This window comes from Ruegeria sp. H7 (genome assembly GCF_056532945.1).
Genome location: NZ_JBQFNZ010000002.1, coordinates 264699 through 284082, shown reverse-complemented (window position 1 = coordinate 284082; position 19384 = coordinate 264699). Strand labels below are relative to the sequence as shown.

Below are 19384 nucleotides of genomic sequence, written 5' to 3'. Positions count from 1 at the left end.
ATGTTCCTGCCCTTCTTCGAAAACCTTCGCAAAGCAGGCATCCCCGTATCCCTGCGCGAATATCTGACCTTTCTGGAAGGCATGAAGAAGGGTCTGGCCACCTATGATGTCGAGGCGTTCTACTACCTCGCCCGTGTCTCGATGGTGAAGGACGAGCGCAACATCGACAAGTTCGATCGCGCCTTTGCTGCCAGTTTCGAAGGGCTGGGCGAGATCAGCTTTGATCAGGTGTTGGATGCCGTCGACATCCCCGCCGACTGGCTGGCCAAGATGGCCGAGAAACATCTGAGCGATGAGGAAAAGGCCGAGATCGAAGCGCTTGGCGGTTTCGACAAGCTGATGGAGACGCTGCGCGAGCGTTTGCAGGAACAGCAAGGCCGCCATCAGGGTGGCAACAAGTGGATCGGCACCGCCGGGACCTCTCCGTTCGGAGCCTATGGATATAACCCCGAAGGCGTGCGCATCGGCCAGAAGGAAAGCCGCCATCAGCGTGCCGTGAAAGTCTGGGACAAGCGTGAATTCAGAAACTTGGACGACACAGTTGAACTGGGCACCCGCAACATCAAGGTCGCCCTGAAACGCCTGCGCCGATGGGCGCGCGAGGGCGCGGTCGAGGAACTGGATCTGGACGGCACCATCCGCGCCACGGCTGAACACGGCTATCTGGACGTCAAAACCCGGCCCGAGCGCCATAATGCAGTCAAGGTGCTGCTGTTTCTGGACGTCGGCGGCTCAATGGACCCGCATATCAAGGTGGTTGAGGAATTGTTTTCAGCCGCGCGGACCGAATTCAAGCATCTGGAATACTACTACTTCCACAATTGTCTCTATGAAGGTGTCTGGCGCGACAACCGCCGCCGCTGGGATCAACAGACCCCAACCCATGAGGTTCTGCGCACCTACGGCCCGGACTACAAATGCATCTTTGTCGGCGACGCCTCGATGAGTCCCTACGAAATCGCCTATCCCGGCGGTGCCAACGAACACTGGAACCAGGAGGCCGGGCAAGTCTGGCTGCAACGTGCCCGCGAACAGTGGAGTTCCAACCTGTGGATCAACCCGGTGCCCGAGAAGTACTGGGAATACACCCATTCCATCGGCATGGTCCGCGAGATTTTCGAGAACCGGATGGTACCCATGACGCTGGCCGGGCTGGAACAAGGGATGCGGGAATTGACGCGGTGAGCAGTGTGCCCGCTTTGAGCCCAAAACGACAGCTTTCGATGTCGAACATATGCTAACTGGTAACACTTTTAGCTTTAGCGCCGGGCACCTTTAATGAGGACTGGTGCGCAGTACGGGCAAATGTCAGTTAGCCTGTTAGCTTTTGCTCTTTCAGACGTTTTCGGTAGTCCTTAGAGTATGCGCTCTTTGTGATCGAGGTTGTCAGATTTGCGGACGGATTTACCAGCTTGATCGATCGAAAATTAATGATACTTGCCAACTTGGGGTCTGGTTTTACTCCGAGGTTGGATAAGCCGATCAAGCATAGTTCCATCATTGAACTGTTTTCGCGCAATGGCTGCTTCTTCCAGTATTTTGGGTCATCAAAGGCTGCGTCGTGGAAGGTTACCCTTTCTTCGCCGTGAGGGACTATAATCTTGTGGTGGTGCCATAGGTAAATCGCCTGAGTTGCAGATATTCTTGACTTCTTTCGTAACCAGGCACCACGAATATCTGCCGACGCCGAAATTGACTTAATTCCATTGTCTGGAAACTCAGATGCAGTCAGCGCTTCCGGAAATTCGTAAACAAATTCGGGGCGGCCGTTCACAACGGGATACTGCATCATGCCATAGCAAAAAATAAACAACGCGAAGTCGGCAATAGAATAACCTGAGAATAGTTTTTCATTCAGAAAGTGCTTCTGTGAACTTGGAAACGAAGCCAGCCATTTTGCGTTCATGTCCAAACGCCCGTCCGGAAACGTCACTTCTCTACGCTCAAAGTACTCGATGATGTCAAAATTTGGCTTGTCGGAGGTGCGTAGAACTCCAATTAACCCGATATCGCAGCGCGCAGCCTTTCGGCGTGCAGGGTCAGAAAAATCGGCGTTCGAGCATATTGCGCCTCCATCGGCCCCGAGGTCTCTAAGCTTGGATTCAAAAGCGTCTAGTGTGGCGATCCCGATACGCCGCTTTTTTTTGTAGTCCTTACACTCAAACAGAAATCTTCGAGTGTCGTCCAAAACTTGGTGTTCTATCATTACATCGACCTCTCTACTTCCATCCGGGCCATCGACCCATGCGCCTTGGGTTACTAACGCGTTTGGTTCGATCGCTTCAATGATCTGAGTGAGCGCCAATTCGTAGGCTGTGCCACGCTTTGTCATAACTGTGAACTACCACAACACGTTGCGTTTCCAAACAGCAACGTTGAAGCAATAAGGCGAGCAGGTCGCATGTGAAACGACGGTCGCGATATGGCGGGAAAGTGCGCACAGCCGACTTAAAGAATTTTTATTTGCTCTCGAAGTGAAGCGCTACCATATCTACCCCATGCTGCGTTTCACCCCGATCCTGCTGGCCATCGCTTATGGCCTTGTGATGTACCGGATTTCCGTCTGGCGCACCCATCGTGAGTTGGACCAGAAGTCGACCGAGCTGGCTGATCCGGCGTTGAAGCGGATGACCGACCGGCTGGCCGCCGCTTTGGATATCGCGCGGGTGCCGGTTTATATTTATGAGATTGATCCGGTGAACGGTCTGGCCGCGCCGGATGGGCGGATTTTCATCACGCGCGGGTTTTATCGCAAGTTCCGGAACGGTGAGGTTTCGGCCGAAGAAATGGCCAGCGTGATTGCGCATGAGCTGGGGCATGTGGCCTTGGGTCATGCGCGGCGTCGGATGATCGATTTCTCGGGACAGAACGCCTTGCGCACGGCGCTGATCCTGGTGCTGAACCGGTTCATTCCGTTTGTCGGCGCGATGATCGCCAATGCGCTGACCTCACTGCTGGCCTCGCGCCTGTCGCGGCAGGATGAGTATGAGGCTGACGAATACGCCGCTGCTTTGCTGACCAAGGCCGGGATCGGGATCGAGCCGCAGAAATCCCTGTTTCACAAGCTGGAAGATCTGACGCAGCAGAGGGCTGGAATGGTGCCTGCCTGGCTCATGAGCCATCCGAAGACGGGTGAGCGGATTGCGGCGTTGGAGGCGCTTGAGCAGCGTTGGGCGGGTGGCTGAAGGGGGCGTAGCGAGAGGCCAGCCTCGCCGCCATTGGCGCTCGAACCAATGGCGCACCAATGGCGGCTCTCCGAGATATTTTCAGCCAGATGAAGTGGGATCCCGCCTATTGAGTGAGTGCTTTGCCCAGACGCGGCAGGCGGGCTTTTTTCATCAGCGCGCGCAAGGTCCATTGGTCGCCGGACAGGCGGTTGGCTTCGGCCAGGATTTGGGTGGCGGTATTGGTCATGCCGTCGGGGTCGGTTTGCCAGAAGCTGTGAAGCAGAGTGTCGGGGTCGCGGCGGCCAAGCCCCTCTTCCGCAAGGATGTTTTTGGGAAAATCCTTGGCGTTGACCGTGGCGATAAGGTCGGCTGAGGCGTCAATGGCAGTTGCCAGAACGTGGATATCTGCCGGGTCAGGCAGCCACAGACGTTGTTCAAGCCCCGTTGCGGGCGCGCGTTCGGCCTGCGGCCATTGCGCCTGAGCCAGGGCGATTTCGGCGCGGGCCTGGGCCTCGCCCTCGGGGCCGAGTTTGCGGGCGGCGCGGGCCCATTCCTCTAGGATGCGGGCCGACCAGATCGGGGTGAAATGGCCGAGTTTGGCGGCACCCAGCAGCATCTCTCGCATCACCGTGGGGTAGATGACGCAGGTGTCCAGAACCGCCTTCACAGCCGGTAGAACACGGCTTTGAGGTAACCGCTTTCGGCCAGTTGCGGCAGTTGCGGGTGGTCGGGGCCTGCGAAACCTGTGTGGATCAGTTGCGCTTGGCGTCCGGCCCGGCCGATCCCGCGCGATGAGGCGTCGCGGAAGCGTCCAAGATCGGCGGCGTGTGAGCAGGAGCAGAGGCCCAGATAGCCACCGGGCTTGACCAGCGGCGCGGCCAGACGCGCGATGCGCTCATACGCGCGCAGCCCCGCATCCAGTGCCTGTTTCGAAGGTGCGAAAGCGGGCGGGTCGCAGATGACAACGTCGAATTGCGCGCCCTCCTCGCCCAGTTGGGTCAGCACGTCGAAAGCGTCGCCCTGGCGGGTCCGGAAACGACCCGAGCAGCCGGTAGCCTCGGCCCCTTTGCTTGCCAACTCCAAAGCGGCGGCAGAGCCATCGACGCAGGTAGCCTGCGCGGCCCCTCCGGCCAGCATGGCGAGGCCAAAGCCGCCCACATGGCTGAACACATCCAGCACCTGTGCGCCGGGATGAACCAGTCGGGCAGCAAAGGCATGGTTCGGGCGCTGATCGTAGAACAGGCCGGTTTTCTGGCCGCCGGTCAGGTCGGCCATAAAAGTTGCGCCATTCATCGGCACCGGCAGTGGCACTTGGGGTGCTGAGCCGCGCAGGGTTTGGTTCATGTCATCCAACCCCTCAAGCCCGCGGGTGCGGCCTGAGGCGTTTTTGAGGACGGTCGTCACTCCGGTCACCTTGACCAGCGCCTCGGTCAGTGTCTCCAGATGTGCCTCGGCCCAGGCGGCGTTGGGCTGGATCACACAGGCATCGCCGAAGCGGTCGATGATCACACCGGGAAAGCCGTCGGCCTCGGCATGGATCAGGCGGTAGTATGGCGCATCGAACAGACGCTCGCGCATGTCAAGCGCGCGGCGCAGGCGGGTTTCGAACCAATCCGCGTTCAACTCGGCGTCGAGGTCGCGGTCCAGCACACGGCACATGATTTTGGACTCGGGGTTGACGGCCACCAAGGCAATTGGCGCGCGTTTGTCATCTTCGAGCAGGGCCAGCGCCCCGGCGGGGATTTTTCGGGTGCGGCGGTCGGTGACGATGTCATTGGCGTAGACCCACGGGAACCCGTGGCGCAGTCCGCGCGCGTTGGCTTTGGGTTTCAGGCGGATACGGGGGCGGTCGTCGGTTTGGGTCATGATCGCCTCATAGTCGCGAACAGAGCGAAGGAAAAGCCCTTAGCGCGGGCGCGAGCGCCAGCCGCCACGTCGTTTCGGGGCCTGAGCGGATTGCAACCCCTCGGCCAGCACCTGTGTCATCGGGTGATCTGCCTCCTGCGCGGCATAGGCGGCGTGCAAGGTGGCCAGCGCCTGTTTCTGATCCAACCCCTCCGGCAAGCTCAGCGCCCAGTCGAGGAAAATGCTGCGGCATTCCGGCAGGGCGATACCTTCGATGTTGTACGCCTCGCGGATCAGGCCCTTGGGGTCGTTGGGATCAGTGCTGCGCGCCATCTTCGCCCTCTTTGATTACGCTGCCGATGATCGCGGCGGCGGATGTGTAACTGTCTTGCAGCGCGGATTGCAGCGCATCGACCTGATCGAACCCTGTGGCCCGGCAGAGGAAAGCGGTTCCGCCCTCGCCAATGTCATCCGCTTCGATCACCTTGCCCGAAAGCAGCCGCGCCGCGCATTGCACCGACCAGCATAGATCGTAACTGTCCTTGAGCGTTTGTGCCTGCGCGACATCCAGCAAACCGGCAGCGACTGCACCGTCGAGGCCCGAGCGGACATCCCGCTCCGCGATGCCCGCCAGCAATGCGCCGGTCTCCGCCATCAACTCGATATCCATCATCCGACCGGGGCCGTTTTTGGCATCCCAAACGCCAGCAGGTGCTTTTGCGGCGGCCAGACGGGTGCGCATCTCGGCCACTTCATGCAGCACCCTGTCGGCCTCACGCTGGTGCGACAGGAATTCGGCCCGAAAGGTTTCAATATCATTTGCCAGACCGGCGTCGCCCGCGACCACATGGGCGCGCGTCAGGGCGAGGTGTTCCCAGACCCATGCCTCTTCCTGCTGATAATGGGTGAAGCTGGCCCAGCTGGTGGCGACCGGCCCCTGATTGCCCGAGGGGCGCAGGCGCATATCGACCTCGTAGAGGCGGCCCTGAGACATTGGGGCCGACAGTGCCGTGATCAGCGCCTGCGTGAAGCGGGCATAGTATGTGCGTGTCGCCAGCGGACGCGGGCCATCGGACATATCCTGATCCAGCGGATCGTAGATCACGATCATGTCCAGATCGGATTGTGAATTGATCCGCCCTGCCCCCAGCGACCCCATGCCCAGAACCGCCGCACCGCGGCCCGGTGCAGGCCCGTGTTTGCGGGCGAAATTGTCGGCCACATGAGGCAAGATCGCCGCGATGACCGCCTGCGCCAGATCGGCGTATTGGCGACCGGCTTGCGCGCCGTCGATCAACCCACGCAAGTGGTGCACACCGACACGGAAATGCCACTCCTTGCACCAGCGCCGCGCCAGATCAAGCTGGGTCTCGTAATCTGCCTCGTCCTCCAGCGCCTGCACAAGTTCCGCCTGCAACGCCGCTTGCCCCGGCCAGTCGGCAAAGAAACTGCCACCGATCACGGCATCGAACACAGACGCATTGCGCGACAGGTGCGAGGCCAACGCATGAGACGTGCCCACAATGTCGATCAGCAGATCAATCAGTTGGGGGTTGGCCTCGAACAGGGAAAACAGCTGCACGCCAGCAGGCAGACCGGCCAGAAACCCGTCCAGCGCCAACAGCGCCTCCTCGGGCTTGGCCGTCTTGGCGAGGCGCGACAAAAGCTCAGGCCGGAGCCGGTCAAAGATCCGCCTGCCCCGTTGTGAGCGCAGCGCCGGATAGGTCGCCCATCGGGCCAGAATGCTCTTGTCAAACGTGACCTCTTGTTCCGGTGTCGGAGACGCCCCGGGTCCGGGGGCAAAGAACCCTTCGGTCAGCTCATGCACTTCGCTCAGGTGGCGGGTCAGGTCAGCGGTCAGGTCCGCGCTGGTGGTCCCCATCAGGCAGGCGACGCGTTCGATCCCGTCCGCGGATTTCGGCACCTTATGGGTCTGGGCGTCATGGATCATCTGGATGCGATGTTCGACCTCGCGATGGGCGCGATAGTGATCGGTCAGCTTTTCAGCAACGTCTTCCGGCACCCAGCCTTTTGCAGCCAAGGCTGCCAGTCCGGGCACTGTCCCCCGCACGCGAAGATCCGGATCGCGTCCCCCGGCGATCAACTGGCGGGTCTGGGTGAAGAACTCGATCTCGCGTATCCCGCCCTGCCCCAGTTTCATGTCGTGGCCCGGGATCGAGAGGCTGCCGCCCGTCCGCTTGTTCTCGCGAATGCGCAGGCGCATGTCGTGGGCGTCCTGAATGGCGGCGAAATCCAGATGCCGACGCCAGACAAAGGGGCGCAGCGTTTCCAGAAACCGCTGCCCGGCTGCAATGTCGCCCGCGCAGGCGCGCGCCTTGATATAAGCTGCACGCTCCCACGTGCGGCCCAGGCTTTCGTAGTACCGCTCGGCCGCTTCCATCGCCATGCAGACCGGAGTCACCGCCGGATCGGGCCGCAACCGCAAATCGGTGCGGAACACATAGCCATCGGCGGTCTTGTCGCTAAGCGTGGCACAGAAATTGCGGGTGGCCCGCACCATCCCCTGCCGGGCTTCGTAGAAGTCATCCGGATCAAACCGCGTCTCGTCAAACAACACGATCAGATCGATGTCCGAGCTGTAATTCAGTTCATGCGCACCCATCTTGCCCATCGCCAGAATGACCATACCGGCGGCGGTTTCGACGTCATCTTCGGTCATGCCGGGCAGTTTGTTGCGGCGGATCAGGGTGGCAATCTCGGCCTTGGCCGCCACATCCGCCGCCAAAGCTCCGAAATCGGTCAGCGCAGCGGTCACCTTTTCCAACGGCCATGCGCCCGCGATGTCGGCCAAAGCGGTCAGCACTGCCATGCGGCGCTTGGCAAGTCTCAGGCCCGGTTTAAGCTGGTCAGGCGCAAGCGCACGAGCCGTTGCCATAACCTCTTCCAGCGCCTCATCCGGATGGTGCAGCGCGTTTGGCAACCACTCTCTTTCTTGCTCGATCAGACCTTTAAGATAGGGGCTTGATCCAGCCGTCCCGGCGATCAGATCGCCTTGCTCAGCACTCAGATCCGGGATCAAAGCGCGCGTTTCATCCCCCAGCGAGGGATCAAACGCACGCGGCAGACGATTGATGGACAGGCTATTATTCATACCCGGACCCTGCGCATCGCCGCAGGGCAAGGTCAATGGGGCAAACGCATCACAGGTCCTGAACCGGAGTGTCCTGGCTAAAGCTGTTGACCCAAACCCCATGCCGACGCTCCCATAGGGAGGAAATCAGCATCGCGCCCCATTCGGTGGCGTCAGGGCGCAGGTAATCCGCCCTATAGGACAACAGCACGATGTCAGGCGTCAGAACCCGCAGCTTTTCCTGGCTCAGCTTGAACTCGGCCATTGTCGGTGCATCTGCGAACTGACCCACATGGTCGTCGCGATTGGCAAAGCCAGAGGGATAAACACCCAGAAAATCAGCGCTCAGCAGTGCCCTGTCGGCGCTGGCATCACCATTGACCAATGCGGCCCAGACCTGCGTTTCAAGCTTCAGAATATCAGCAAGCGAAGGGGCGGTTTCGATTTCTACAGTCATGCCTGCACCCTGCGCGCGAAGCCCTCTGCCGTCAACCGATCCACAAAATGTAAATCTTTTTCACATCGACCCCTTGCAACCGGTCAGAACCTCCCCATCTAGACAATGTGAAAGGAATTTACATCAAACCCTGGAGAGACCACATGACCGCATTGTCCGAACCCGCCGCCCCTGCAAACCCGGGATGGCTTCACCGCACCGAGGCCTGGATGGACGACAAAGGCAAAGGCGCCTGGATCGCCGCCATGGTCCTTGGTTTCATCTTCTTCTGGCCCCTGGGCCTGGCCCTTCTGGCCTATATGATCTGGAGCAAACGCATGTTCAGCAAGTCCTGCAGCCGCCGCAAATCCTGGCACAGCCATATGAGCGCCATGAAACCTTCCGGCAACAGCGCGTTCGACGCCTACAAGGCAGACACTCTGGCACGGCTGGAACGCGAACAGCAGGATTTCGAGGCCTTCCTGCATCGCCTGCGTGAAGCCAAGGACAAGGCCGAGTTCGACCAGTTCATGGATGAACGCGCCCGCGAGAACACCGAAGACGAAGGCAAAGGCGAACCTGCCTAAAGCCCCTTGCCCTGTCCCGAATTTTCGGGACAGGGTGACACGACCTTATCTCTGAGACAGTTATACATGACCCACCTGCCCGATCCTGATCGCCAGCCCGAATTTTACCGATCCGTCGCGACCAAACGCTTTGTCGCGTGGCTGTTCGACATCGCCTTTATCTCACTGCTGTGCATCGTGCCCGTCTTCCTGACATTTGGCGCGGGGCTGTTCTTCCTGCCGCTGATTTATGCAGTCATCAGCTTTGTCTACCGAGTGATCACCATTTCGAACGGCTCGGCCACTCTGGGCATGCGCTTCATGGGGATCGAGCTGCGCGATTCCTTCGGCGAGCGTATGGATATGGGCAAAGCCGTGGCCCATACCGCCGGATACTTCATCAGCATGGCGTTTTTCGTGGTCCAGATCATCTCGATCATCATGATGCTGACCAGCGCCCGTTGTCAGGGCCTGACCGATGCCTTCCTGGGCACAGTCATGATCAATCAGCGGGCCTGAACAGCCTTCGCGTGAATCACTTGGCGGCATCAAAAACCGTTGCTATCATCCGGTCCGAGGCTACATGGGACCTTCATGCGACACACGCTGCCAATTGCGCCACAATTCTATGTGACGGCCCCCCAGCCCTGCCCTTATCTTGAGGGCAGGATGGAACGTAAGCTTTTTACCGCCCTGCAAGGCGAAGGCGCAGACCAGCTGAACAATTCCCTGTCACAACAAGGATTTCGCCGGTCGCAAAACGTGCTCTATCGCCCGTCCTGCACAGATTGCGCGGCCTGCCTGTCGGCCCGGATCGACGTTGCCGCCTTTCGCCCGACCAAAAGCCAGAAACGCGCGGCAAAACGCAACTCTTACCTGCAACGCCGCGCCACATCGCCCTGGGCCACGGACGAACAATACGAACTGTTCCGCCGCTACCTCGATACCCGCCACGCCGATGGGGGCATGGCCGATATGGACGTCTTCGAATTCGCCGCGATGATCGAGGAAACCCCGATCCGCAGCCGCGTTGTGGAATATGCCGACCCCGAAACCGGCAACCTGATTGCCGTCAGCCTGACCGATGTGCTCGATGACGGGCTGAGCATGGTCTATTCCTTCTATGATCCGCTGCAGCCTCAGAACTCTCTGGGCACCTACATGATACTCGACCATATCGAAATCGCGCGCGAGGCCGGCCTGCCCTATATCTACCTGGGTTACTGGGTGCCCGGCAGTCCGAAAATGGGGTACAAGGCCAAGTTCTCAGGGCTCGAAGCCTATGTGCAGGGGCAATGGCAGAAGATCCGGAACCCCGACACCTTCTCGGACGAGTCTCATCACCCTCTGTCCTCGGCACCCATTGCCGAACAGGTGGCGAATATCCAACTGCCAGACCGCCACCCCACCAAAGGCTGACCCAACATGAAACAGACCCTGCACGCCGTCACCCTTGTGGTGCCGGAGTATGATGCTGCAATCGAATTCTACACTGAAACGCTGAACTTCGCCCTGACACAGGATATCGACCTCGGCGGCGGTAAACGCTGGGTCCTTGTCACACCTCCCGGCTCTGACGGTGCCTCCCTGCTACTGGCCAAAGCCGACGGCCCGGATCAAAGCGTCGCCATCGGCAACCAAACGGGCGGCCGGGTCGGTTTCTTCCTGCAAACCGATGACTTCGAACGCGACCACACGAACATGCAAGGCAAAGGCGTCACCTTCGAAGAAGAGCCGCGCCATGAACCCTATGGCTCGGTCGCCGTCTGGCGCGACCCGTTCGGCAATCGCTGGGACCTGATCCAGTTCACCTGATCCATTCTTCATCTGGCCAAAAATATCTCGGGGTTGAATTGGCCGCAGGCCAAGAAGGGGCTGGCCCCTTAACGCCAAACAAACAAGCAAAAGGGGGCCAGCAGGCCCCCTTTTTCAATTTGATCACCCAATCAGATCAATTCGGGATCAAATCCGGCACAATAGTCACAATCGCCGGGAAGGACCACAGGATCGCAATCCCCACCACCTGAATGATCACAAACGGCACCACACCACGATAGATATGGCCCGTCGTCACCTCTTTCGGCGCAACCCCGCGCAGGTAGAATAGCGCGAACCCGAACGGCGGCGTCAGGAACGAGGTCTGCAGGTTCACCGCCACCATGATCGTCACCCATTTCGGATCAAACGACCCGCCATAGATCACCGGGCCCACGATGGGGATCACGATGTAGATGATCTCAAGGAAATCCAGCACAAAACCCAGAATGAACAGCACCAGCATCACAATCAGGAAGACCGTGAACTCGTTGTCAAAGCTCTTGAGGAATTGCTGGATATAGTGTTCGCCCCCGAAGGAAATCACCACAAGGTTCAGCAACTGCGACCCGATCAGGATGGTGAACACCATCGAGGTCACTTTGGCCGTTTCCCGCACCACCGGGCTCAGAACCCCGCTGGAGAACAAGACCCAGCAACCAAAGATCAGACCAAACAGAGCATAAAGGTATGCCGCATAAGCCAGAAAAAACGCGATCCAGGTTTCGACCGGCACATTCCCCTGAGAGATGCGCAGATCGAAATTCACGCCCATCAGCAGGCAGATGATCACTGCAAAGGTTGACCAGATGATCACGCTGCCTGACCGCTCCTGATCCTGCAGCTTGCGATAGGCTGCCAGCATGATCGCACCACCCGCCCCCAGCGCCGCAGCGGGTGTGGGGTTGGTGATACCGCCCAGGATCGAACCCAGCACGGCGATGATCAGAACCAGCGGCGGGAACACCACCCGGATCAGATCGTTTGTCGCACAGCGCGCGGCGGCCTCTCTGCACCCGTAAATCGCGATGGCAAAGGGTATGGCCAGCAGAACAAAGGTCAGCCCGGATGAGGTTGTCGGCGCGATAAACAGAATATCGACCAGCAACATCAACAGAAGGCCAATCGCCCCCACGATCAAAGGCTGCGGCGAACGCGACGGGGCGATGCCCCGACCCAGAACCAGGGTCAGCGCCAGCAGAACCACGACAATCGCGACACCAGTGCCGATGGGCGCGGCGCTGGCGATCTTGGCCTCGCGGGCGGCGGCCAGTTCCTCTTCGCTCAGACGTTCGGCATTGGCGATGCCACCGGCGGCGTCGATCTCTTCCTGCTCGGCCACCGCCTGATCCCAGGCCGCTTGACCGTGCAGGTCGATCATCGACGCTTTACACTCTTCGGACACGTTCGTGCGCAGTGATGCGCCCTGCCCCACATCCGAGAAGGCCGAGACCGAGATATTCTGGCTGCCGATCACCCCGGCACTGCCCAACAGGATCGCTCCAATAATGATCGCAGCCGGTGCACCCAGCAACCATGTCAGACCTTCGGACCGCGTGATCGCCTCGCCCGAGCCGCCGGTCAGTTCCACCGCGGGGGCCTTGTCGGGGTTCAGCAACGCGTAGCCAAAGGCATAAAGCGCATAGAGCAAGGCCAGCATGATCCCGGGCAGCAGCGCCGCCTGGAACAGGGTTCCGACCGAGACCACCGCAGGCTCGCCCAGATAGGTCAGCGCATCGGTACATCCGGCCTCAACCGCGCGGGTTTCCTGCGCGGTCGAATAAAGATCACCCGCCAGAGTCCCCAGAAGAACGATCACAATCGAGGGCGGAATGATTTGCCCCAGCGTCCCCGAGGCCGCGATGACACCGGTTGCCAATTCGGGCGAGTAGTTATTCCGCAACATGGTCGGCAGGGCCAGCAAGCCCATGGTCACCACGGTCGCTCCGACAATACCGGTCGAGGCGGCCAGAAACGCACCCACAACCACGATAGACACCGCCAGACCACCCGGCAACGGGCCGAACACACGGGCCATTGTGGTCAGCAGATCGTTTGCGATCTTCGAGCGTTCCAGTGTGATGCCCATCAGAACGAACATGAGCACGGCCAGCAGAGTCTCAATCGACTGACCGGCCAGAACACGTTCGTTCATGCGGTTCACGATGAAGGACACGTTGCGGTCCAGCGCGGTTTCCCATCCCGCCGGGAAGACAGGTTCTCCTATCCTCGGCAAGTCAGGGTATCGGAACACCGAGACCGAATCCGGTTTCACCCCCTTTGCGACCAGATCGCGGTACATTTGCGAGCTGGTATCGATTGCCTGATGGATCAGCAGCCCGGCGCTGTCCAGCGCGGCAATGATCCCGAATGAGATAACCCCGGCCCCGCCGATGGCAAAGGCCACCGGGAACCCGGACAGGATACCTCCGAAGAGGCAGAAGAATACGATAATGAGGCCTATCTCGACGCCATCAAGTCCGAATAGCATTGTCTTGGTCTCCGTCCTTAATGTGCGCCTTCATAGGCTTCTTCACCCTCACCAAGGCTGTCCTTGTCGAGGTATTTTCCGGCGCTTTCCGGGCCTTCCACGTATTCCAGATACGACCGCCACAGGAACGCGACCGCGTGCAGGAACACCATGCCCGCAAACAGAACGAGCAGGATTTTGAACAGGAAGTAGGCGTTGAACCCGTTGGGGCTGAACCCGATGGTTTCCACGTTCCAGCGCAGGGCGCGTGACTTGGCCACGAGGCGATCCAGCGTGTCACTGGCCGATGGTTTCGGCACGATCAGGTGCCGCCACATGAAGTACCAGCCATACATCCACGTCAGCACCGCCATTGGCATCATGAACAGCACGGCTCCGCACATATCAACGACGCGCTTGGCCCGGTGGCTGATACCCGCATAGATCAGGTCAACCCGCACATGCCCGCCCTGAACGAATGTATAGGTGCAGCACAGGCAAACGACCATGGCGTTATACAGTTTAAGTTCTTCCGCGAACCAACTGATATCCTGACTGAAAGGGATACCCAGGCCAAAGGACATATCAGGCCGTGCAAACACCCGTTGCATGAAGACGATCACGATCTGCTGGATCACCATCAGCAGGCCTGCCCATGCGAAAAACCGCCCGGTTGTGTTCGCAAACCCTTCGAGCCCGCGCACCATGCCCCACATGAAGTTCCGGTAATAAAGGCCAATGGCCGTCAGCACCAGAAACAGGGTGAAGACCACAAAGAAGAACTCGACCGAGCCACCGTAATAGACAAAGCGCATGATCGCTTCTTTGTCAGACCAGTTCAGCCACAGCTGCGGATGCGTCACCGCATATCCGAAATTATAGAAGGCTTCGGCAATGTTCTGAATGAACCAGATCAGTCCATTCCACAGGGCGCCGAAAAACGAGATACCGTTATCGTCCTGCATGTTGTCCCCGGGTCGCGTCAGTTGCATTGCTGATTATAGCGGCATGATGGGGCCGCGCATATGCAACAGGAAAGGTTTCCCCACGCAGGCGGGGAAACCGTTTAGTCTGATGACTGGCGTTTAGCCGCGAACGCGGTCGCGCTGCGAGGTATAGACGCCCGACGACAGGTTGTTCCACGCCGACGATGCTGCCATCGATTCCATGGCGCTGTCGTGGATCCGCTTGAACAGCTCGTCGCCCATGTTTTCGTCCAGAACCTCTTGGCTGGCCTGACCGAAGGCGTCCCAAACGGCATCCGGGAATTCCATGACCTTCACGCCGCCCGACTGCAGACGCTGCAGGGCTGCACCGTTATTGGCCAGGAACTGCGCCAGGTTCCACTGATGCGCTTCGGCGGCTGCGATCTCGATGATCTTCTGTTGCGCCGGTGTCAGTTCATCGAACACGTCGCGGTTGGTGGCCAGCGACAGACCCGCGCCCGGCTCGTGGAAGCCTGCGGTGTAATAGGTCTTGGTGATTTCCTGGAAACCGGCCTTTTCGTCGGCCCACGGACCGATCCACTCGGTGCCGTCAATCGCGCCCGAGGACAGCGCCTGATACACTTCCGAACCCGGAATGTTCTGAACCGATGCACCCAGCTTGCCCAGCGCCTGTCCACCCAGACCCGGCATACGGAATTTCAGACCCTGGAAGTCTTCGGGGCCGTTGATCTCTTTCGAGTACCAGCCGCCTGCCTGCGCGCCGGTGTTGCCAGCCAGGAAGGATTTCAGGCCGAAGATCGAGCCCAGCTCGTCATGCAGCTCCATGCCGCCATCGTGATAGTACCAGTTCACCAGTTCCTGCGCGGTCATGCCGAACGGAACAGCGGTGAAGAAGGCATAGCCCGGATGCTGGCCCACAAAGTAGTAGTCCGCCGCGTGGTACATATCGGCCTGACCCGAGGATACCGCGTCAAACACCTCGAACGCGCCAACCAGCTCGCCCGCAGCTTTGATTTCAACGTTCAGGCTGCCATCGGACATCGCGTTGATGCTGTCGGCGCAGCGCTGTGCGCTGTCGAACACGCCCGCAAGGCCACGGCCCCACGAGGTTACCATGGTCAGGGTCCGCTGACCCTGCGCATAGGCCGGAGCCGCCAGTGCCGTTGCCGCAGCAGCCGAGCCGCCCAGAGCGGATTTTTTCAGAAATGAACGACGATCCATATAAGTGTTCCTCCCCTTTATAGTCGTAACCCGGACAGTTCCGGGCCTGTCGCATTCAATAGGCCGGAGCGTAATGCCGAAGATGTGAAAAGGAATACCTACTACTGCGTAGAAAACCGGATTTCTAACCCTTTTTCGCGGGTTAATCCCTGTGAAACTCCAGCCCAATCGCGTCTTTTCAGCCCTTTTGAGCCCGAATTGTTCAATCTTTTTGCATTTTTGCCGCCGCTTGCGTATCGATTCGACCATGCAAAGACTTAGAAATCTGGTTTCGCTGACCTATGCGCAGAAACTGTCTTTGGTTGCGGCCATCCCTCTGGTCGTTGCCGTTGCCGCGATTGCCATACTGGTCGCCTATCAGGCCCGTGCCACCGCCGAGCGCGAGATCCAAGCGCTGGAGCGCAGCCTGATCCAGGCCAAGAAGGAAGAGTTGAAGAATTACGTCACCCAGGCCCGCAACGGGTTTGCCTATATCTATGGCCGCGCCGAACCGGATGATCAGGTCGCCAAAACCCTTGTCACTCAGATCCTGTCGGCCATGATCTACGGGCAGGACGGGTTCTTTTTCGTCTACGATTACGATGGCACCAATCTGGTCAGCCCGCGCCAGACCCAATTCATCAACCGCAATTGGGAAGGGCTGACCGACAGTGACGGCACCCCGATTGTCGACGAATTCATCACTCTGGCCCGTCAGGGGGCCGGTTGGCACAGCTTCATGTGGCAAAAGCCCTCGACCGGGGAAGAGGCGCAGATGATCGCCTACGTGGTGGGCTTGCAGGATTGGCGTTGGGCTGTGGGCACCGGCGTCTTCATCGACGATATCGTGGCCACCGTCGCCAATGCCCGCGCCGAGGTCGAGGCGCGGGTTCAGCGCACCTTCATGTATATCGGCGGCATCGTTCTGGCTGCTGTGCTGATCGTCTTTGCCTCGGGCATGCTTCTGAATATCCGCGAGCGGCGGTTGGCCGATGCCAAGCTGAAGGAACTGACTCAGCGCGTCTTTGATGCGCAGGAAGAAGAACGTGGCCGGGTGGCGCGTGAATTGCATGACGGTATCAGCCAGATCCTCGTCGGCGTGCGCTACGCTTTGGACAATGCCCGCCGCCGCCTGTCGCGCGGCGATGATGCGGGCGCTCAGGACCCGCTGGACAAGGGCATCGATCACCTCGGGACTGCCATTACCGAGGTCCGGCGCATCAGCCGCGACCTGCGCCCCGGCGTGCTGGACGATTTGGGCCTCGGCCCTGCATTGAAGGCCCTGACCGATGATTTCCGCGACCGCACCGGAATCGAGACCGAGTTCTCGACCGTCGTGTTCCGCAACCGGCTGGACCATGACAGCAAGATCGCCCTCTACCGTATTGCGCAAGAGGCGCTGACCAATATCGAACGCCACGCGGATGCAACCCGTGTTACAATCGATCTGCGTGGCCACAAGAAGGGCGCGACCATGCGGATCACCGATAACGGGCGCGGGTTGCGGACGGAACCGGGCCAGATCACCACCGGGATCGGGCTGCGCAATATGCAGGAACGCATCGAACAGCTTGACGGATCGCTGCGTATTCTGTCATCACGCGGCCCGCGCGGGGGCACGGCGATCGAGGCCAGCCTGCCGCTCAGCCGCCTGCTGCCGCCGCAGGAAGACGCAACCCCGAACCGAAAGGCCGGTACATGACAATCCGAGTTCTCATCGTCGACGATCACCCGATGGTGGCCGAAGGCATCCAGTCGATCCTGGAAAGCTATGATGAGATCGAGGTGGTCGGCACATTGGGCAGCGGTCAGGCGGCGGTGGATCAGGCGGTCGGGCTGGCCCCCGACGTGATCCTGATGGATCTGAACATGCCCGGCCTTGGCGGCCTGAGCGCGACCGAGATCATCCTCGAACGCCTGCCCGAAACGCGCATCCTGATCCTGTCGATGCATGACAGCCCCGAATATATCTCGACCGCACTCAGCCACGGGGCCAAGGGGTATATCCTCAAAGACGTCCCCACCGATGAGATCAAACAGGCCATCGACGCCGTGATGCAGGGTCAGCAATACCTGTGCACCGGCGCAAGCGGATCGCTGAAACCCAAGGGCGACAGCACGCGCGAGGCATTGACGGGCCGCGAACAGACCATTCTGCTGGAACTGGCGCAGGGCAAATCGAACAAAGAGGTCGCGCTGGCGCTGGATATCTCGGTCCGCACCGTTGAAACCCACCGCAAGAACATCAAACGCAAGCTGGGCATCTCGTCTACGGCAGGCCTGACCCGTTATGCTCTGGAACACGGTGTCTTGCAGGGCACCGGCGTCGGCTACTGACACAGCCGCAGCGCGGCACGCGCTGCCTGGCCCAACCAGAGGAGATGCGCCGCAGGCGCTGCGACGATGGACGGGAGGCTTACTCCCTTGGCCGAATATCCTCGCCAAAAAAGATCAGCGTTCCGTCCTCATCGATGACGTGGAATTCCCGTTGCAAATACGGCTGGTCAAACGGTGGACGCACGCGCCCCTCGGGCAGGTCGCTTAGCCCGTCTTTCAGGCTGTCATACAGCGCGTCAATGTCCTGAACGTCGATATAATAGGACTGATTGTCCCCCAAGGGTTTGCCATCTTCGCGTGGCGGGCATTCCAACAGCCGAATGGCAATCGGGCCGTTCTTCAAAAAGGCGTAATTGTCCTGCCTGAAGTTGCATTCAAATCCCAGCCGCGTGCAGTAGAACGCGATCTGCGCGTCCAGTGACGCGCACAGAACAAATGGCGTGAGTTGCAGGATGTTGGACATTCCGGCCTCCGCAAGAAACAGCACCATCCTACACGCTGGGCCGTATCAATCCAGCAGCTGATCTTTGCGCGTTCCTTCCCGTTCGTAATGGTGCGGCAGAACGCGGCCATATAGCTGTCGCGTCCGCTCGATCCCGCCGCACATCCCCTCGGCCTCGACAAAGGAAAAAATCCCCACATAGCGACGCCGCGCCCCGGAAACCGGCGCAACCCGGTGCAGTGAATACCGCCCCTTGAATATCTGCAGGTCGCCCGGTTGAAGTTCCAGCTGACAGACACGGGACATATCGCCATCCAGAACCGAGGCCACCGCATTGAAATTCTCATCTTCTGCGGTGCGGAGGTTCGGCGCATACTCAAACGCCCCGCCCTGTTCCCCGTTCTGGATGGCAAGAGTGACGGTGAAATTGTTGGTGTCGAAATGCCAGGGAAAACCCTGCCCCTCTTCCACTACATTGATAATCACATCCGCCAGCGGGTCGTCATAACGAAAGAACCTGTCCTCGGGTTCATCCAATGCGACGCGTATGAACGGCAGGAACCCGTCAAACTCGTAAATCCGGCGCAGCGGGCTGGATTTCGGGAAGTTGTCAGCCGGGACAAACGCGTTTGACCGATCATAAAAGCGCCGGATCGGGTGGCCGATGCCAAACCGGGGGTCGTCTTTGGTGAAATAGGCGTTGGTGCGATTGAACGAGCGATGCGCCTGCGGCGCGACGGCGTCCGCCTCCTGCACCAGCAGATTTAACCCGTCCTGATGCACGAACCCCGGCAAAACGGCGCATCCATCCTGCTCTAACTCGCGCTGAATGTCGCCGATCATCCGGTCATAGGCATGAGACCCCGGACAGTCTATCGGATAGCGCCCCAAATCCACCAGATCGTGCAGCATGATGAGCCTCGCAGTTGGTTCCGTCCCCCACAGCGTGGCGCAGACACAACCGCCAATCATGCCCGTTTCGGACATTCCATTGACGCATTCCGACCAGTTCAAATTCCGTTCAACCGGCGGTTTTCCACCACAAATTGCCGGAAGTTCCCAGCATGC

Annotated in this window: 19 protein-coding genes; 8 read left to right on the top strand and 11 right to left on the bottom strand. The window is 59.6% G+C overall.

What is annotated here, in order from left to right:
* Positions 1 to 1185, top strand: a complete 1185-nt coding sequence (locus ACR0AC_RS06420; RefSeq protein ID WP_480872457.1) for a vWA domain-containing protein — start codon at positions 1 to 3, stop codon at positions 1183 to 1185.
* A gap of 127 nt (positions 1186 to 1312) precedes the next feature.
* Here ACR0AC_RS06420 and ACR0AC_RS06415 read toward each other — a convergent pair whose 3' ends face one another.
* The gene (locus tag ACR0AC_RS06415; protein WP_480872455.1) at positions 1313 to 2332 is read right to left on the bottom strand and encodes a restriction endonuclease; all 1020 of its coding nucleotides are present in this window, start codon (positions 2330 to 2332) and stop codon (positions 1313 to 1315) included.
* Positions 2333 to 2498: 166 nt separating this feature from the next.
* Between ACR0AC_RS06415 and ACR0AC_RS06410 the strand changes: the two genes are divergently transcribed.
* Entirely contained in the window at positions 2499 to 3185 is a 687-nt protein-coding gene (locus tag ACR0AC_RS06410) for a M48 family metallopeptidase (RefSeq protein ID WP_480582200.1), read from the top strand.
* Between the two features lie 106 nt (positions 3186 to 3291).
* On the opposite strand, the gene ACR0AC_RS06405 is transcribed toward ACR0AC_RS06410, so the two are convergent.
* The 5 genes from ACR0AC_RS06405 to ACR0AC_RS06385 are packed head-to-tail and all read right to left on the bottom strand — an operon-like array spanning position 3292 to position 8560.
* Positions 3292 to 3834: an RSP_2648 family PIN domain-containing protein gene (locus tag ACR0AC_RS06405; RefSeq protein WP_170450033.1), complete on the bottom strand. Its 543-nt coding sequence runs from the start codon at positions 3832 to 3834 to the stop codon at positions 3292 to 3294.
* Complete coding sequence (locus ACR0AC_RS06400) at positions 3831 to 5033, bottom strand: RSP_2647 family RNA methyltransferase (protein WP_480872453.1); 1203 nt, start codon at positions 5031 to 5033, stop codon at positions 3831 to 3833. Before ACR0AC_RS06400 ends, ACR0AC_RS06405 begins: the two co-directional genes overlap by 4 nt.
* A gap of 39 nt (positions 5034 to 5072) precedes the next feature.
* Positions 5073 to 5345 carry a hypothetical protein gene (locus ACR0AC_RS06395; RefSeq protein ID WP_170450028.1) on the bottom strand — a complete coding sequence of 91 codons (273 nt, stop codon included), beginning with the start codon at positions 5343 to 5345 and terminating at the stop codon, positions 5073 to 5075.
* The gene (locus tag ACR0AC_RS06390) at positions 5329 to 8124 is read right to left on the bottom strand and encodes a [protein-PII] uridylyltransferase family protein (RefSeq protein WP_480872451.1); all 2796 of its coding nucleotides are present in this window, start codon (positions 8122 to 8124) and stop codon (positions 5329 to 5331) included. Before ACR0AC_RS06390 ends, ACR0AC_RS06395 begins: the two co-directional genes overlap by 17 nt.
* Before the next feature lie 49 nt (positions 8125 to 8173).
* The gene (locus ACR0AC_RS06385; protein ID WP_480872450.1) at positions 8174 to 8560 is read right to left on the bottom strand and encodes a DUF4440 domain-containing protein; all 387 of its coding nucleotides are present in this window, start codon (positions 8558 to 8560) and stop codon (positions 8174 to 8176) included.
* A 143-nt stretch (positions 8561 to 8703) separates the two neighbouring features.
* Here ACR0AC_RS06385 and ACR0AC_RS06380 point away from each other — a divergent pair, with 143 nt between their 5' ends.
* The 4 genes from ACR0AC_RS06380 to ACR0AC_RS06365 all read left to right on the top strand — a co-directional run bounded on the left by ACR0AC_RS06380 (position 8704) and on the right by ACR0AC_RS06365 (position 10920).
* The gene (locus ACR0AC_RS06380) at positions 8704 to 9126 is read left to right on the top strand and encodes a DUF2852 domain-containing protein (protein WP_170450023.1); all 423 of its coding nucleotides are present in this window, start codon (positions 8704 to 8706) and stop codon (positions 9124 to 9126) included.
* Between the two features lie 66 nt (positions 9127 to 9192).
* On the top strand, positions 9193 to 9624 hold the full coding sequence (locus tag ACR0AC_RS06375) for an RDD family protein (protein ID WP_170450020.1): 432 nt from the start codon (positions 9193 to 9195) through the stop codon (positions 9622 to 9624).
* 75 nt (positions 9625 to 9699) lie between these two features.
* Positions 9700 to 10524, top strand: coding sequence for an arginyltransferase (locus ACR0AC_RS06370; protein ID WP_170450018.1), 825 nt, complete (start codon positions 9700 to 9702; stop codon positions 10522 to 10524).
* A gap of 6 nt (positions 10525 to 10530) precedes the next feature.
* Positions 10531 to 10920, top strand: coding sequence for a VOC family protein (locus ACR0AC_RS06365; RefSeq protein WP_480872448.1), 390 nt, complete (start codon positions 10531 to 10533; stop codon positions 10918 to 10920).
* Between the two features lie 136 nt (positions 10921 to 11056).
* Here ACR0AC_RS06365 and ACR0AC_RS06360 read toward each other — a convergent pair whose 3' ends face one another.
* From ACR0AC_RS06360 to ACR0AC_RS06350, 3 genes are all read right to left on the bottom strand, one after another.
* Positions 11057 to 13411 carry a TRAP transporter large permease gene (locus ACR0AC_RS06360; RefSeq protein WP_480872446.1) on the bottom strand — a complete coding sequence of 785 codons (2355 nt, stop codon included), beginning with the start codon at positions 13409 to 13411 and terminating at the stop codon, positions 11057 to 11059.
* Positions 13412 to 13428: 17 nt separating this feature from the next.
* Positions 13429 to 14355, bottom strand: coding sequence for a TRAP transporter small permease subunit (locus tag ACR0AC_RS06355; RefSeq protein WP_170628983.1), 927 nt, complete (start codon positions 14353 to 14355; stop codon positions 13429 to 13431).
* Positions 14356 to 14475: 120 nt separating this feature from the next.
* Positions 14476 to 15558 carry a TRAP transporter substrate-binding protein DctP gene (locus tag ACR0AC_RS06350; RefSeq protein WP_170450010.1) on the bottom strand — a complete coding sequence of 361 codons (1083 nt, stop codon included), beginning with the start codon at positions 15556 to 15558 and terminating at the stop codon, positions 14476 to 14478.
* 247 nt (positions 15559 to 15805) lie between these two features.
* Here ACR0AC_RS06350 and ACR0AC_RS06345 point away from each other — a divergent pair, with 247 nt between their 5' ends.
* Positions 15806 to 17239 (top strand): cache domain-containing protein, encoded by a 1434-nt coding sequence (locus tag ACR0AC_RS06345; protein ID WP_480872444.1) that lies wholly within the window; start codon positions 15806 to 15808, stop codon positions 17237 to 17239.
* Positions 17236 to 17874 carry a response regulator transcription factor gene (locus ACR0AC_RS06340; RefSeq protein WP_170450005.1) on the top strand — a complete coding sequence of 213 codons (639 nt, stop codon included), beginning with the start codon at positions 17236 to 17238 and terminating at the stop codon, positions 17872 to 17874. The genes ACR0AC_RS06345 and ACR0AC_RS06340 overlap by 4 nt, the downstream gene beginning before the upstream one ends.
* A gap of 79 nt (positions 17875 to 17953) precedes the next feature.
* Here the strand turns inward: ACR0AC_RS06340 and ACR0AC_RS06335 are convergent, their stop codons facing one another.
* Positions 17954 to 18337, bottom strand: a complete 384-nt coding sequence (locus ACR0AC_RS06335) for a bleomycin resistance protein (protein ID WP_170450003.1) — start codon at positions 18335 to 18337, stop codon at positions 17954 to 17956.
* A 45-nt stretch (positions 18338 to 18382) separates the two neighbouring features.
* Positions 18383 to 19228, bottom strand: a complete 846-nt coding sequence (locus ACR0AC_RS06330) for a HalD/BesD family halogenase (protein ID WP_170453007.1) — start codon at positions 19226 to 19228, stop codon at positions 18383 to 18385.
* Positions 19229 to 19384: the final 156 nt, after the last annotated feature.

Bases quoted from the DNA above. Each gene is read 5' to 3' on its own strand.
- ACR0AC_RS06420 (WP_480872457.1), top strand. From the start codon at position 1: ATGTTCCTGCCCTTCTTCGAAAACCTTCGCAAAGCAGGCATCCCCGTA.
- ACR0AC_RS06415 (WP_480872455.1), bottom strand. From the start codon at position 2,332: ATGACAAAGCGTGGCACAGCCTACGAATTGGCGCTCACTCAGATCATT.
- ACR0AC_RS06410 (WP_480582200.1), top strand. From the start codon at position 2,499: ATGCTGCGTTTCACCCCGATCCTGCTGGCCATCGCTTATGGCCTTGTG.
- ACR0AC_RS06400 (WP_480872453.1), bottom strand. From the start codon at position 5,033: ATGACCCAAACCGACGACCGCCCCCGTATCCGCCTGAAACCCAAAGCC.
- ACR0AC_RS06395 (WP_170450028.1), bottom strand. From the start codon at position 5,345: ATGGCGCGCAGCACTGATCCCAACGACCCCAAGGGCCTGATCCGCGAG.
- ACR0AC_RS06390 (WP_480872451.1), bottom strand. From the start codon at position 8,124: ATGAATAATAGCCTGTCCATCAATCGTCTGCCGCGTGCGTTTGATCCC.
- ACR0AC_RS06385 (WP_480872450.1), bottom strand. From the start codon at position 8,560: ATGACTGTAGAAATCGAAACCGCCCCTTCGCTTGCTGATATTCTGAAG.
- ACR0AC_RS06380 (WP_170450023.1), top strand. From the start codon at position 8,704: ATGACCGCATTGTCCGAACCCGCCGCCCCTGCAAACCCGGGATGGCTT.
- ACR0AC_RS06375 (WP_170450020.1), top strand. From the start codon at position 9,193: ATGACCCACCTGCCCGATCCTGATCGCCAGCCCGAATTTTACCGATCC.
- ACR0AC_RS06370 (WP_170450018.1), top strand. From the start codon at position 9,700: ATGCGACACACGCTGCCAATTGCGCCACAATTCTATGTGACGGCCCCC.
- ACR0AC_RS06365 (WP_480872448.1), top strand. From the start codon at position 10,531: ATGAAACAGACCCTGCACGCCGTCACCCTTGTGGTGCCGGAGTATGAT.
- ACR0AC_RS06360 (WP_480872446.1), bottom strand. From the start codon at position 13,411: ATGCTATTCGGACTTGATGGCGTCGAGATAGGCCTCATTATCGTATTC.
- ACR0AC_RS06355 (WP_170628983.1), bottom strand. From the start codon at position 14,355: ATGCAGGACGATAACGGTATCTCGTTTTTCGGCGCCCTGTGGAATGGA.
- ACR0AC_RS06350 (WP_170450010.1), bottom strand. From the start codon at position 15,558: ATGGATCGTCGTTCATTTCTGAAAAAATCCGCTCTGGGCGGCTCGGCT.
- ACR0AC_RS06345 (WP_480872444.1), top strand. From the start codon at position 15,806: ATGCAAAGACTTAGAAATCTGGTTTCGCTGACCTATGCGCAGAAACTG.
- ACR0AC_RS06340 (WP_170450005.1), top strand. From the start codon at position 17,236: ATGACAATCCGAGTTCTCATCGTCGACGATCACCCGATGGTGGCCGAA.
- ACR0AC_RS06335 (WP_170450003.1), bottom strand. From the start codon at position 18,337: ATGTCCAACATCCTGCAACTCACGCCATTTGTTCTGTGCGCGTCACTG.
- ACR0AC_RS06330 (WP_170453007.1), bottom strand. From the start codon at position 19,228: ATGCTGCACGATCTGGTGGATTTGGGGCGCTATCCGATAGACTGTCCG.